This is a genomic window from Burkholderia sp. RF2-non_BP3 (genome assembly GCF_001522185.1).
In the GTDB taxonomy this organism is placed as follows: domain Bacteria; phylum Pseudomonadota; class Gammaproteobacteria; order Burkholderiales; family Burkholderiaceae; genus Burkholderia; species Burkholderia diffusa.
In genome coordinates this window covers 1-15,345 of the sequence record NZ_LOSU01000051.1, presented here as the reverse complement: position 1 = coordinate 15,345, position 15,345 = coordinate 1, and the positions used below count along the sequence as shown (strand labels likewise).

The following is a 15,345-nucleotide window of genomic DNA, read 5'->3' as shown; positions in this document are numbered from 1 at the left end:
GAAGAGAAGGGTCGCGTATTCCGGTGCTCTGAGTCACCGAAATCAGCAGGGAGGAATCGCATTTTTAGTGCCTTTGAGTGTTCGGATAATTAACCTATATAAGTGTTTCTAATTGTCAAGTTTGATTGGTTGATTCCTAGTGCTGAAACGAACGATCTCGGCCCAAGAGAGGAGGCTGTTACATCATCGGAGTTGAACGGTCAAGCGATCAGACGCCTTTGCAATCCCTGACAATGCACGGGCGATTATTTCGATAAATTTCGGCGTGAGAGACCAATCATTACGCCGCTAACAAGTGAAGAAACGAGAAACTTCGGCAGCGTTGATTTCGGCGTTGGCGAGCGTTTCTGCGCTAGCCCAGGGCGTTCCGCCATCCGAAACTACGTCCGGCCCACAAATTCAGCGTTTGCAGCAGCAGCAACTCGAGGCCACCAAGGAGCTGAATCCGCGTCCCAATGTGCTGATACCCACCGGAGAAAAGACTTCGGTGCCCAGCGTCACGAGCCTGCCCCTCGATAACCCGTGCTTTCCGATCAAGGAAATCGCGCTGGAAGACAATGCGTTCGGCTGGCTCGCGCGTTTCCTTCAACCGGTCGTGGGCCAGTGCGTCGGCAAGACCGCACTCAAGCAGATCCAGGATGCAGCCAACAATGCGCTGATCGAGCGCGGTTACGTGACGTCTCGTGTTCTCGTGCCGACGCAATCGTTGCAATCGGGCACGCTGACGCTGCGCGTTGTGCCGGGGCGCATCAGCGAGGTCCGAGCCGACAAGCCCACGATTGGCTGGTTGCGCGCGGCGCTACCCGTTTCGGCCGGGGCGCTGCTGAACCAGCGCGACATCGATCAAGGGCTCGAGAACCTGCGTCGTCTTCAATCCCAGTCCGATGCCACGTTCGACATCGTGCCGGGTCTGAATCCTGGGGACTCCGAACTCGTTTTTCACCCTGGAACCGGCAAGCGCTGGCATGCCGTTATCGGCACGGACAACGCGGGCCTCGATTCCACGGGCAAGTACGAACTGTCCGGCTCGTTCACGTTCGACTCGCCGTTTCACCTCTACGACCAACTGCAAATTGCCGGCACGACGAATGCCAACTTTGGCGCATCCGACAAGGGCAATCAGTCGGTGTCTGCCAACTACAGCGTGCCGGTTGGCTATGCGATGCTGACGTTGAACGCGAGCCGCTCCCGCTATAAGCAGACGGTGGCCGGCTTCGATGCGCCGATCGAATACAGCGGCGTGCAGTCGCAGCTTCAGGCCGGCCTGTCGGGCGTGATCTATCGGAACGCGCACGCGCGTACGGAGCTTCATGGCAACGTATTCCACAAAATCAGCCGCAACTCGCTGGATGGTGTCGATCTTCCCGTGCAGCATCGCGACATCATCGGCTACGAGCTCGGCATCGCGCATCGCCAATACATCGGTAACGTTGTCCTCGACGGCTCGTTCGCCTGGCGCGCATCGCTTCCGGGCCTGTCCAGTAATTCAGGCACGGTCGTTGGCACACCCGATTTCGACGGTAAGACACAGGTGGAGTTGGCGAGCCTCAGCGCCCAAGTCCCTTTCAAGATCGGCAGTCAGACGTTCTCGTACCAGTTCGGCTGGAACATGCAGAACGCACGTACGCCACTGACCCCTTCCGACTATTTCACGATCGGTACGCGTTACGCCGTTCGCGGCTTCGATCAGCAACTGACGCTGGCTGCAGAGAGCGGCTGGGTCGTTTCCAACGAACTCGATTGGTACGTGCCGACGCCGCTTGGCACGCAGGCGCTTTATGCGGGCGTCGATGCCGGGCGCGTGCGCGGGCCGGCCGCGGAGTACCTGCTTGGCGAAACATTGGTCGGCGCCGTAGTTGGTGTGCGCGGCAATCTCGCACCGAAGAACGTGCTCGGTGCCGCACTGAACTACGACGTGTCGCTTGGCTTCCCGTTGTCGAAGCCGCAGGGCTTCAAGACGAGTTCGCCGACGCTGCTGTTCCAGGTCAGCACGTTGTTCTAAGCAGTAGGGGTGAACCGAGCGCAACGACATGTTGCGACTCGGTGATTTTGTCGATCGAGTAGCAAGAGCCGAAGGAAAGACTATGCAGAACGTGTACGAGAAGCGTCGTGTTTTTCAAGCAGTGACGACAACGTTTGCGGTGGTGGCCGCACTTGGCCTGAGCGCATGTGGCGGTGGTGACGATGGCGGCAGCGGTAGCAGTGCCGCATCGAGTGGTGCATCGTCGAACGCAGCGCCGTCGGGCAGCGCGTCGACTTCGTCGGGGATTCGTGTGGAAGGGCAATCGCAATCGATCTCGAGCCAGGTTTCGACGGTTCGTGTCCTGATACCGCCCGCGTCGTGGAACGGCGGGCAGATGCCGAACGGGAATTACACGCTGGCGGCCCTTTCTCAGCCTGTATCGACGCTCAAGGAGCAGGCGCCGGGTGCGTATATCGCGATTCCGTATGGTTCGTCGGGCACGATCAAGACGCTGACGAAGGGCGTCGTGACGGACCTCGCTGGAAATGGCGACATTGCGATCGGCCGCTGGGCGGACGGCACTGATTCATCGGGCGTTACGTATAACGCGAATCAAGGCCAGGTCTGGGCAGTCGGCGTACCGGTTGCAATTGATGCGACCTCGCCTGTGCAGATGCAATGTTCGTTCGCCTTTGCTACACGTCCGACGTCGGCGGATGGCAATACGGCGCCGGGTTCGCTGACTGGCGCCACGGCGACGCTGACGAGCGGGACAAACACGTTCGGCAATACGGCCATCAACTACACGTTGAATCTGCAGTACTCGATCGGCAATGACCAGAACCAGTCGTTCGTAGGAACGTCCTCGGTCGGCCTCACCGAACTCAGCGCCAAAACGAAGTCGACGCTGATGAGCACGGTCATGGGTTCGGATGCGAAGCAACCGTACCTGATCGTGTCGTACGGCATCCCGGCAACGACGACGGGCAACATCAACGGCTTGGTGGCACTGAGCTGCAAGTAACGTGAGTGGGGCCGGTCGTTTGCGCGATGTGCGCGATGCCGGCCTGACATGCATTCAAGAATAAAACGATCATGAATTCCGGAATCTTTCGCTTGGTGTTCAGTGCCGTGCGCGGCATGCTGGTGGCAGTTGACGAGAACGCGTCGGCGCATGGGGGCGGCGAGCGCTCCCGTGTACAGCGCGCGGTTCGTCCTGCGGCCGAGGATTCCGGAATCTCGATCTGGTTCGCGGCCCGGGCAACTGCGTTTGCCGCACTCTGTACGTTCGGCATGCAGCCCCTCATCGCCGAAGCGCAGGCCACGTTGCCGATCACGCCTGATCGTAGCGGTCCGACCCATCCGGTCGTCGGCGTGTCGGCATCAGGCGTGCCGCTCGTCAACATCACCGCACCGAAAAACGGCGTCTCGCTGAACAACTTCACGCAGTACAACGTGGGTACGAAGGGCGCGGTGCTGGTCAACAGCGGCCAGAATTCGCAAACGCAGCTCGCCGGCTGGATCCAAGGCAATCCATTTCTCGGCAACAGCTCGGCCCGCGTGATCGTCAACCAGGTCACGTCGGGTAACCCCAGTCAACTGCTCGGACCGACCGAGATCGCGGGCAATCGTGCGAACCTCGTGATCGCGAACCCGGCAGGCATTACCTGTTCGGGTTGCGGTTTTCTGAATGTGCCGCGTGTCACGCTGACGACCGGCGTGCCGACGTTCAATCCGGACGGCACGTTGGCGGGTTTCAATGTGACGCAAGGGCAGATCGGCATTGCCGGTGCAGGTCTCGACGCGCACGGCAGTGCGATCGACCTGATTTCGCGTGCGATGACGATCAACGGTCAGGTGTGGGCGGATTCGATCAATGCGGTCGCCGGTGCGAACCGTGTCGACTATGCGAGCAATGCCGCGCAGGCCCAGGCCGGCACCGGCGCGGCGCCAGGCGTCGCGATCGACGTGCAGGCACTGGGTAGCATGTTCGCCAATAGCGTCCGGATGATCGGGACCGAGGCCGGCGTGGGCGTGCGAGACGCGGGTGCTGTCACGTCACTGACCGGCGATATTCAAGTTTCGAACAACGGCGATGTGACGATTGCGCCGACCGCGCGTTTGCAATCGGCCGCGAACACCCGGATCGATGGCGCCAACGTCGCCCAGCAAGGCACGATTGTCAGTACGCAGACCACCGATCTGAACGCGTCGCAGGCATTGTCGAACGCCGGAACGATTTCGTCGGGCGGCAACACGAACCTCACTGCGGCAGCCTCGCTCAACAACAGCGGGCAGGCATACGCGGGGGCAGATTCCGCAGGTAATCTCGTCGGCGGTGGCTCCGTCACGGCACGCGCTGCGAATCTGACGAGCAGCGGCACGCTGGCAGCGGGCGATAACGTCAATCTGTTCGCAAACGACGTCACGCTCGATCAAGGGTCCGTGAATGCGGCCAGCGCAATCAATGTCGCGACGAACGGCATGCTGTCGAACGTCGCCGGCACGATGAGCGGTCAGAACGTGACGCTGAATGCGGGGCAACTGGTCAACGACTTGGGCGTCATCAGTTCGCAGAACCTGGCGAACGTGACCGCGCAATCGGTATCGAACCGGTCCGGCACGTTGGTGGCCGATGCGCTGTCGCTGAACTCGTCCGGTCCGCTCGACAATACCCAAGGGCACATCACGGCGCGCACGGCGCAGATCGCTGCAACCGACCTGACGAACGTGGCCGGTGAGATCGGCACGTCGACGGGTGCGTTGGCACTGACGGCGACCGGGAACGTAGCGAACGATAACGGGAAGATTGCAGGCGGCAATGGTCTCACGCTGACGGCGAATACGGTTTCCAACGCACAGGGCCAGGTCGGCTCCGTGGCGGGCAATACCTCGCTCGACGTCACGCAATCGCTGAACAACGCAAACGGCAAGCTTGCGTCCGGTAACGACCTGTCGATTCACACGGCCCATCTCGACAACTCGGCCGGATCGATCAGCGCACATGCTGCACAGATCGCAGCGGCCGATCTCGTGAATACGGGCGGCAAGATCGGCACCACTGACGCACTGGCCGTGGCGGTGACGGGCGACGTCTCGAATCAGTCGGGCTCCATGGTCGGCGGGAACGGTTTGTCGGTGACGGCAAACAGCATTGGCAATGCGTCGGGCACGATCGGATCGGCCGCTGGCGACACGACGCTGCGTGCGACGCAGTCGCTGACGAATACTGGCGGCACGGTGAGCTCGGCCAATGCACTCACCGTCGCAAGCGACACGATCGGCAACACGGACGGCAGTATGACGGCCGTGCACGGTGCGCAAATCCAGGCGGGGAATCTTGTCAACGCGGGCGGCCAGATCGGATCAACATCGGATGCATTGTCGCTGACGGCCACGCGCACGCTGTCGAACGATAGCGGCAAACTGGTGGGGGCGACCGGGTTGACGGCAACCGCCGGCACGCTGAGCAACCGTGCAGGCCAGATCGGCACGTCCACCGGCGACATGGCGCTGACCGTCGTTCAGGCACTCGACAATACGCAGGGCAAGATTACCGCAGCTGGCGCGCTGAACACCCAGGCCGGTACGTTCGACAATTCGCAAGGCACAGTGTCGGCGAATGCGACGAAGCTCGCTGTAGCAGGCGCACTGACGAATGCGGGCGGTACGATCGCGGCGACACACGACACGACCGTGACGGCGCAGACCGTGTCGAACCACGGCGGCACCATCGGTTCGGTTTCCGGCGCGTTGGCGGTGGCGACATCTGGCACGACGGACAACGCAGGCGGCAAGCTGCTCTCATCGGGCGACACGACCCTGACCAATGCGGGATTGCTGAACTCGGGCGGCACGGTCACGGGGGCGAACGTCACGCTCGCGTCCGGACAGGGGACGATCGACAACACGCTCGGTAAAGTGGCGGCAAGCCAATCACTGACGAGCCGGTCGGGGGCGTTCGATAACCGGTCGGGTTTGGTGCAGGCAACGGGCGCCGTCGACATCGATACGCACGGCCAGACCTTCGACAACAGCGTGATGACAGGGCAGTCCGCGGGTGGTCAGGTGCTCGGCAATGGCGTCACGTTGGCAACCGGAGCGCTGAACAACGCAGGTGGCGCCATCTCGTCGAGCGGTGCCGCGACCGTCAACGCCTCATCCGTGACGAACGATACGGGGTCGCTCGTGGCGGACGGTGCATTGACAGTGCGAAGCACCGGAACGGTGTCGAACGTGGCCGGCCAGATCGGCGGCAACCGGGACGTAACGGTCTCCGGTACGACGGTCGACAACACGCGCGGGGCCATGCACGCGAGCGGTGCGCTGTCGGTGACGGGCGATACGATTCGCAATGCACAGACCGCCAATTCGACGCTGCCGACGACGGCGGGCGTGCCGGGGCTGACGGCCGGGATGGAGGGCGCAAGCGTTACGCTGAACGCCAACCAGGCGATCGACAATACGTCCGGCTCGATTCGCGCGGACAAGGAGGCGAAGCTCACTGCACCGACTATCGACAACACGTCGGGCAGCATTCAGTCGAAAGGCACCGCAACATTGGCAGCGTCGAATACGCTGATCAACAGCCAGGGCGACATCAACGGCGGCCAGCAACTGACGGTCTCGACCGGGACGCTCAACAACGGCGGCAAGCTCCAATCGGCCGGCGACGTCAATGTGACGACGCAAGGCGATCTGACCAACACCGGCCAGATTCTGGCGGGCCATGATCTGACGGCCACGGCTGGCGGTACGCTCGACAACAGCGGCACACTGTCGGCAGGCAATGTTGCCAATGTGAACGCCAATTCCATTCAGAACCGCGCGACAGGCGAGATTTTCGGTGGGAACGCTACGAACGTCCGCGCGAACCAGTCGATTACGAACGAAGGTCTGATCGACGGCGGTACCACGACGGTGACGGCGGGGGACACCATCACGAATGCGGGTGGCCGGATCTATGGCGATACGGTCGCGGTGGGCGCGAACACAGTCGTGAACGACCAGAACACCCAGGGCGTGGGCGGTGTGATTGCGTCGCGCGGCGACCTCGACATTGGCGCGCAGACATTCAAAAACCAGAACAATGCACTGATCTACGCGAGCAACGACATTCGCGTCGGCGGCGCGCTGGATGCGAACCATCAGGCAACCGGCAGCGCCCAACTCGTGACGAACAACGGCGCGCAGATCGACGCGGGTCGTGACATCACGATCAGCGCAAACCGGTTCGAAAACCTGAATTCGAATTTCCAGACTTCTACGGTCACGACCGACAGCGGCAACCAGCTGTGGTACCAGGTCCCCGGCTCGACCGAGAAGATCGATCCTTCAACTGTTTATCTGTATCAGAAGAACAGTCAGGAAATTCATCCGGGCACGGACTACCAGTGGGCGTTGGATGACGACCAGAAGTTCATTCTGTTGCCGTCGACCAAATATCCGTTTGCCGAGTACGCGAAGTACACGATGAACGGTGTGGCGGGCAAGATCGACAACACGGCGTACGCCGCCAATTACTTTGGCTCGGGGGCGGCGGCGGCACAGACAGGTGCATATCGTACGGTGCCGGGCGACATTTGGACGACGTTCGGTGTGGCGCCACCACCCGACGCAAACCCGGCGTGGGTCACGCAGGGGCCGTTCGCCATGACGGCGCCCGCCGCGCTAATTTTCGGACGAAGGGGCGTAGGCAGCGACTGGTTTTCCATCAAGGCCCCCACTGAAGCGGACGTAACGGGTGCAAAACCGAATCCCTTCGATCCACAGAGCCCGTCGTGCCTGACTTCGACCAATGCGGCTTGCGCGCCTTTCCAGCAGTGGTACAAGGCGACCGTTACCGCCTACCAGAACCTGAACCAGGCGCTCGTTGCGTATAACGGGGACGTTGCGAGCCGGCTCGTCCAGACCTATACCGTCTACGCGGTCGACGTGAAATCGACCAAGGACGTGGTAACGGCTTCGCAACCCGGCACGATTACGTCTGGCCGACATATCACGATCAACACGCCCTCCGGCGTCAACGACAAGAGTCAGATCGTAGCCGGCGACGGCAACAATCCGGCGAACGTGCAGAACATCGGTGCGACAGGCACCGAGACCTTCACGGGTTCGGGCAAGGCAATCTATACCTGGGTCCAGTCGGGCGGTGCCTTCAGTGGTGACGAACGTGCAACCTCCACGACCAACTACTCGCCGGCCATTCCGTCACAAACGATCGATCTGCCGGTGGTGCTGACCGATCCGAGCAAACCGTCCAATCCGATCAAGAGTGTGGCCGCGGCGACGTCCGTTGCGCAGGGCGCAAGCGGTACGGGCGTGACGCCGGTGGCGGGCAAGGATGTCGGCGGCCAAGTGTCGATTGGCTCGGGTGTGTCGGGTGTCGGTGTGGGGGAGGTATCGGCCGTGAAGGCGAACGTGGGCGACGTTGTCGTGCGCACGGTGACGCCGAACACGCATTTGCCCAACAACGCGCTGTATCAGGTCACGAGCGATCCAGGTAGCCATTTCCTGGTCGAGACGGACCCGCGCTTTACCGATTACCGGAAGTGGCTGTCGAGCGACACGATGCTGGATGCGCTCAAGGTGGACCCGAATACCGTCCTCAAGCGTATCGGCGACGGTTTCTACGAGCAGCAACTGATTCAGCAACAGATCATCCAGACGACCAGCCAGCGTTTCATTGGCGACTACACGGACAACCAGAGCGAATACGAAGCGCTGATGGCGAGTGGCGTGAAGGCGTCGCAGCAGTTCGGGCTGAACGTCGGTACGGCACTGACCGACGCGCAAATGGCCGCGCTGACGAGCGACATCGTCTGGCTCGTGAATCAGACGGTGACGTTGCCGGATGGTAGCCGGCAAACCGTGCTTGTGCCGCAGGTCTATCTGCACGCGAACGCGGCGGACGTGACGGGAGAAGGCACGATCATCTCCGGCAAGAACGTCACGGTCGACGCCAGCGGCGCGTACAAGAACTCGGGCACGATCGCGAGCCGCAACGTCACGATTATCCATGCGGATTCGATCGACAACAGCGGTACGGTGTCGGGCGGAACGGTGCTCGCCAGCGCGAACCAGGATCTCAATAATCTTGGTGGGTTGATTCAAGGCAATACCGTAGCGCTGTCGGCCGGCCGTGACCTCAACCTGACGAGCACGACCAGTTCGGCGAAAGCGGCGAATGGCAGCGCGACCGGTATCGATCGCGTATCGACGGTCAATGCCGGCACGCTGCAGGCTGTTGCCGGTCGGGACTTGAACGCCAATGCGGCTGTTATCGCGACGACCGGCGACGCGGTGCTGGCAGCGAACAATGACGTCAATCTGAATGCGGTTCGCCAGAGCAGTCAGGACGCGGTTAAGTGGGACGCCCGCAATCACGCCGAACACTCGGCGTCGAGCGATACGGGCACGCAGATCGCGACGGGCGGCAATCTGGCGATAGTCGCCGGCCATGACGTGAATGCGACGGCTGCGTACGCCAACGCGCAGGGCGCAATTGGCGTGAGTGCCGGGCACGATGTCAACCTGAACGCCGGCGAGCAGAGCGCGAGCGCGAACGACGAGCACTATCGCAAGGAGAACGGCTTCCTGTCGTCGAAGTCGACGCACACGATCGATTCGAGCAGCTATACGAATGCGGTCGGCACGACGTTGTCGGGCAGCACGGTTGCGGTGCAGGCCGGCAACGACCTGACGGCGAAGGCCGCAACGATCGCGGCGACCAACGACGTGAGCCTTTCTGCCGGCCACGACCTGACGGTCACGACAGCGGATACGGCTTCGAGCGAGTATCACTACAAGGACGTGAAGAAGTCCGGCCTCGGCAGCGCGGGCGCCGGGATCTCGTATGGCACGAACCAGACGATCGACACCAGCCGCGATACGGTGAAGGGTTCGCAGGGCAGCTTGATCGGCAGCACGGACGGTAGCGTGTCGATGGTGGCGGGCAACAAGCTCCATGTGACAGGTTCCGACATCGTTGCAGGCCAGGACGTGACCGGCGTCGCGAAGGAAGTGACGATCGATGCGTCGCAAACGGATCGTCATCACGAAGAAACTCACGAGGTGAAAAGTTCGGGTTTCACGCTCGCCGTGAAGTCGCCGGTGATCGATGCGATCCAGAACGTGAATCAGCAGGCAAAGGGTGCCGCCAGTAGCCAGGACGGGCGGGCAGCAGCGCTGCATGCGATCGCGGCAGCGGGCGGCATGGCCGATCTGGTCGGTGCGACCGGCAACATGACCAACGCGCTGAACGATCCGAAGGGCAAGGTCGAGGCGAAGGTTGAACTGAGCTTTGGCTCGTCTCACAGCAAGTCGACGTTCACCGAGAACAGTACGCAGAACAACGGCAGCAATGTGAAGGCCGGCGGTACGGCCGCGTTCGTGGCGACGGGTGACAAGAACGCAGGGCAGGGTAACGTGACGATCCAGGGATCGGACGTGACCGCGAAGGATGTGCTGTTGCAGGCAACGAACAAGGTCAATCTGGTCAACAGCACGGATACCGACAGCACGCGCAGCACGAACGAGTCGAAGAGTGCGAGTGTGGGCGTTTCGTATGGCACGGGCGGGTTCGGCGTGTCAGCGTCGATGTCGCGCGCGCACGGCGATGCGAACTCGGATGCGGCGACACAGAACAATACGCACATCAACGCGAGTAACACGGCAACGATCATCAGCGGCGGCGACACCAATATCGTCGGCGCGAACGTCAACGCAAACAAGGTGATCGCGGATGTTGGCGGCAACCTGAATCTCGCGTCGGTGCAGGATACGAGCCATAGCGAAGCCCACCAGAGCAGTTCGGGCGGCGGGTTCAGCGTCAGCCAGGGCGGCGGCAGCGCGAGTTTCAGCGCGCAGAGTGGCCATGCGAGCGGCAATTACGCGGGCGTGAACGAGCAGGCCGGTATCCAGGCTGGCGACGGCGGATTCGACATCAGCGTGAAGGGCAATACGGACCTGAAGGGGGCGTATATTGCGAGCACGGCGACGCCGGACAAGAACCAGCTGACGACCGGGACGCTGTCCTTCTCGGACATCCAGAACAGTTCGAGCTACAACGCGAGCAGTTTCGGGATTAGCGCAGGCGGCGGTGTCGGTGATGGGGGCAACAACTACGCCACGCACGGTCAGGCGAGCGGCAAGAATACGGGCGGTGCATTGCCGCTCTACGTGAGCGAGAGCGATAGCAGCAACGCGACCACGAAGAGTGCGATCAGCGCGGGCAATGTCACGATCACGGACACGGCAAACCAGAAGCAGGATGTGGCGACGCTCAATCGTGATACGTCGGGCCTGAATGGCACGGTCAGCAAGACGCCGGATCTGCAGCAGGTCCTGAGCAATCAGTCGGATCTCATCAACGCGGCGCAGGCGGCGTCGGAGGCGATCGCAAAGCAGATTGGCAGCTACGCGGACAGGAAGGAGAAAGCCGCACGCGATGCCGCTGCCGCGACCGACGATCCTGCGCTCAAGGCGCAATATTTGCAGGACGCGAAGAACTGGGCTGAAGGCGGTGATAATCGTGTTGCTCTGCACATCGCAGGCGGTGCGCTCACCGGTGGATTGACGGCGGGCGGGCTGGGTGCGGCAGGCGGTGCAGCTGGTGCCGGGCTGTCGGCGAAGCTCGCTCCGGAACTGACGGAAATCGCGCAATCGATCAAGGACGCGGGTCCGACCGGCAACAAGAACGTCGACGAGCTGCTGGGCAACGTCGCGTCGAACCTGTTGGCCGGCGGCGCGGGTGCGCTCGTGGGGGGCGGGACGGGTGCGTTGACAGGCGCAGCGGTCGATCGTTTCAACCGTCAGTTGAATCAGGACGAGAAGAAGGCCATTCATGACAAGGCGAACGGCAACGCGGACGAGGAAAAGCGCCTGACGCAGGCCGCTTGCTATCGTGTTCAGTGCTGGGCGGAGTTCTCGCCGAACAGCCCGCAGTGGCTGGCGAACTACGTGGACCCGATGGACGCGAAGGACCTCGCGCCCGAGTTGCAGTGGATCGATAGCCAGAAGGTGAAAAAGGGGCTGTTCGACTACACGCTGATTCAGCAGGGCAAGGACTTGGGGCTGAGCCAGTTCGACCAGTTCAAACGCGGCGTGCTGGGTTTCGGAGAAGACGCGAAGAACTTGCCGCGTGACGTGGCGAATTCACACGTGAAGTTGCCGACCGACGTGCAGCAGGGCGATGCGAACCCGCAAATCGACCCGAATGGTGGCGGGCCGAAGACGCCGAGCGGGCCAGCAGGGGCTACGGTTACAGCAGGTGCTGTACCGTGTGGACCGGGTGTCTTGTGTCCGACTGTGAACGTTGCCCCTGTCGTGACGCCCGGTGGGCCTATTTTGTCAAGTGGCCCCGATAGCGGGAGTGGTGGTGCGACGAATAAAGGTGGAGATTCCGGCGGATTTGCGAAAGGTATTTCGGCGGGGGAGATTTCGGATATAAATCAAAAATTTGGCGGAAGCATTTCGTTCCGGGATGTTGATAATGTTTTGAGTAATGCTGCAAACTATAACGGCTTCTATGACAAGAGTGCGTCTATAATTCGTGATATTGCAGGAGGGCATCTCTTTGATAATGGAAATAAACGAACGGCTGTTGAGGTTGTTGAAACTTTGATTCAGAGAAATTCGGTCGACGGACCTCCCCCTGAACAGATTTGGTCAGTGGTGGATAGAGTTGCAACTGGGCAGCTTCGTGAGGTAAAAGATATTTCAAATGCATTAAGAGGTCTTAAATGAACAAAATGGCGATTGATGAGCTTGGCTCGCTTTATGGTTTAAGTGTGCCGGAGGTTTGTGCGCTCGACGACGCTATGCGAGTATTGCAAGCGGCAGCGGCAGCAAATCGGGCGTTTTTCATAATAAAATTTGATGGGGAGCGCGCGACCAAGAGATTCACTGTAATTTTTAATGCTCCGGATTTGCAAAGAGGGATTGTCAGAATGGATGGGGATGAAATGGGGGAGTGTATTGATTATGCATTAATGGAGCTCATTAATCTGAAGAGGTCCGGGGAAATTCAATGAATTGGAGTGGTCGGGTTTTCAAAAGGCGAAAAAGGGGCTGTTCGACTACACGCTGATTCAGCAGGGCAAGGACTTGGGGCTGAGCCAGTTCGACCAGTTCAAACGCGGCGTGCTGGGTTTCGGAGAAGACGAGAAGAACTTGCCGCGTGACGTGGCGAATTCACACGTGAAGTTGCCGACCGACGTGCAGCAGGGCGATGCGAACCCGCAAATCGACCCGAATGGTGGCGGGCCGAAGACGCCGAGCGGGCCAGCAGGGGCTACGGTTACAGTAGGTGCTGTACCGTGTGGACCGGGTGTCTTGTGTCCGACTGTGAGCGTTGCCCCTGTCGTGACGCCCGGTGGGCCTATTTTGTCGAGCGGCAACGATCAACAGTCGGGTGAAAGCACGGGTTCCACGCCGGGCCGAGTTCAGTCACGTATCAACATTACGAACGATGGTATTGAGCACATTGGCGACCGTCACTTTGATTCAAACGTCAATGCGAGTCAGTTTACAATTAGCGAAAGTGATTTGAGAAGGCTGCTTCAAGATCCGAATACGGTTTCAACTCCTATCACGAAAGAGGTACAAACGCCGGCAGGGCCGAGGTATATCCGTGAAGTCGATACAGGAAGATCTATTGGAACGGATAAGTTCGACAAATTTCAGCCTACATCCGTGATGACTGTTATGACCGATAAGTTCGGGAATCTGGTCACCGCGTTTCCGGGGAGATTGAAATGAATACATATAGACAGGTAAGGGGCGAAGCGGTGCGCCAAAAATTGTTGGAAAGTTCTAAAAACTTGATAGATGGAACGGATGCGCTGAGCGAAACTTTACGTGGGAGTTTTCCGGGAATTAAATTGGCATTCGTTGTCGATTGCATTCCGGAGCAAGGGGAAGACATTTATCGAATCTTGGTCAACTCGACGACTATTGCTGAGGTTGAGATTGCTAGAGGTGTTTGTTCGATGTCTAATCCACCACGATTAAAGACAATTGAACTTTCTGTGTATCAACAGAAGCGCCACTCGCGGGCCGTTCGGCAAACGTTGGAAGTTGCGCTGGATTTGATGAAGTCGGGAGGAGTTCGTTGAATTTATGGGCAATGCATTTTGCATTGATGCGATTGTTGAGAATTTGTCGTGAAGTCGCGGAAAACAATTTATGCGAGTAATCAGGCCGCTTATTGGCGCCTGTCAGGAATTTTGTGTTTAAGGCATAACATGCTCCCAAGGAGAGTTTATGCCTCGCAAACCGAAAGCCCAGCCGGCGGCTCTGCCGGCGATTCCGGCCGAATTGCTCGAGCAGTTCGGCAACGGTCCGATGACGGCCGAAGCCATCAACGCCGCGACGCTGGCGCTCAAGAAGGCGCTGATCGAACGGGCACTGGGCGGCGAGATGAACCATCATCTCGGCTACCCTCCCGGTGCTGCCAAGCCGGCCAACGCCACGAATCAGCGCAACGGCAAAGGGGCCAAGACGGTTCTGACCGAAGATGGTCCGATTCGTATCGAGGTGCCGCGTGACCGCGATGGCAGCTTCGAACCCATCCTGATTCCCAAGCACGAGCGGCGCTTCACGGGCTTCGACGACAAGATCGTCGCCATGTATGCCCGAGGCATGACCGTACGCGAGATTCAGGGCTTCTTGCTGGAACAGTACGGCACCGAGGTCTCGCCCGACTTCATCAGCTCGGTCACCGACGAGGTCATGGCCGAAGTAACCGCCTGGCAGGCCCGGCCGCTTGAGCCGATGTATCCGGTGGTGTTTTTCGACGCACTGCGGGTCAAGATTCGCGAAGACGCCGTCGTGCGCAACAAGGCGGTGTACCTGGCGCTGGGTGTGCTGCCCGACGGCGCGCGGGAGATCCTGGGCCTTTGGATCGAGAATACCGAGGGGGCCAAATTCTGGATGAAGGTATTCAACGATCTGAAGACGCGCGGTGTACATGACATCCTGATCGCCGTCACTGACGGTCTGAAGGGCATGCCCGAAGCGCTGGCGGCAGTGTTTCCGGCCACGACGCTGCAAACCTGCATCGTCCATTTGATCCGCAACAGCCTGGACTACGCCAGTTGGAAGGACCGCCGAGGACTGGCCGCGGCGATCAAACCGATCTATGCCGCGCCCAGCGCGGAAGCCGCTCAGGCTGAACTCGATGCGTTTGCGAATGGCCCGTGGGGCCAGAAATTCCCGACCGTCAGTAGCGCGTGGCGCAACGCCTGGGATCGCGTGATCCCGTTCTTCGCGTTTCCGCCGGGCGTGCGCAAGATCATCTACACGACGGATGAAATACACAAGCCCCCACGCCGTACTTCGCTCGTTCGCTATGTCCGCGCTTCCGGCCACCGTATCGGCGC

Annotated in this window: 7 protein-coding genes; all 7 read left to right on the top strand. The window is 60.4% G+C overall.

Annotation, left to right across the window (positions count from 1 at the left end; translation table 11 throughout):
* The first annotated feature begins 295 nt into the window (after window positions 1-295).
* Entirely contained in the window at window positions 296-2,002 is a 1,707-nt protein-coding gene (locus WS45_RS24105) for a ShlB/FhaC/HecB family hemolysin secretion/activation protein (protein WP_059702011.1), read from the top strand.
* 82 nt (window positions 2,003-2,084) lie between these two features.
* On the top strand, window positions 2,085-2,987 hold the full coding sequence (locus tag WS45_RS24100; protein ID WP_059702008.1) for a hypothetical protein: 903 nt from the start codon (window positions 2,085-2,087) through the stop codon (window positions 2,985-2,987).
* Between the two features lie 71 nt (window positions 2,988-3,058).
* Window positions 3,059-12,709, top strand: coding sequence for a two-partner secretion domain-containing protein (locus WS45_RS24095; RefSeq protein ID WP_082722010.1), 9,651 nt, complete (start codon window positions 3,059-3,061; stop codon window positions 12,707-12,709).
* Entirely contained in the window at window positions 12,706-12,996 is a 291-nt protein-coding gene (locus WS45_RS24090) for a hypothetical protein (protein WP_059523410.1), read from the top strand. Before WS45_RS24095 ends, WS45_RS24090 begins: the two co-directional genes overlap by 4 nt.
* Before the next feature lies 1 nt (window position 12,997).
* Window positions 12,998-13,723: a hypothetical protein gene (locus tag WS45_RS36245; RefSeq protein ID WP_257130004.1), complete on the top strand. Its 726-nt coding sequence runs from the start codon at window positions 12,998-13,000 to the stop codon at window positions 13,721-13,723.
* Window positions 13,720-14,079 (top strand): hypothetical protein, encoded by a 360-nt coding sequence (locus tag WS45_RS35210; protein ID WP_156437260.1) that lies wholly within the window; start codon window positions 13,720-13,722, stop codon window positions 14,077-14,079. Before WS45_RS36245 ends, WS45_RS35210 begins: the two co-directional genes overlap by 4 nt.
* A 148-nt stretch (window positions 14,080-14,227) precedes the next feature.
* Window positions 14,228-15,345: IS256 family transposase (locus tag WS45_RS24080; RefSeq protein ID WP_257140610.1), on the top strand; the 1,118-nt coding region annotated here is incomplete at its 3' end.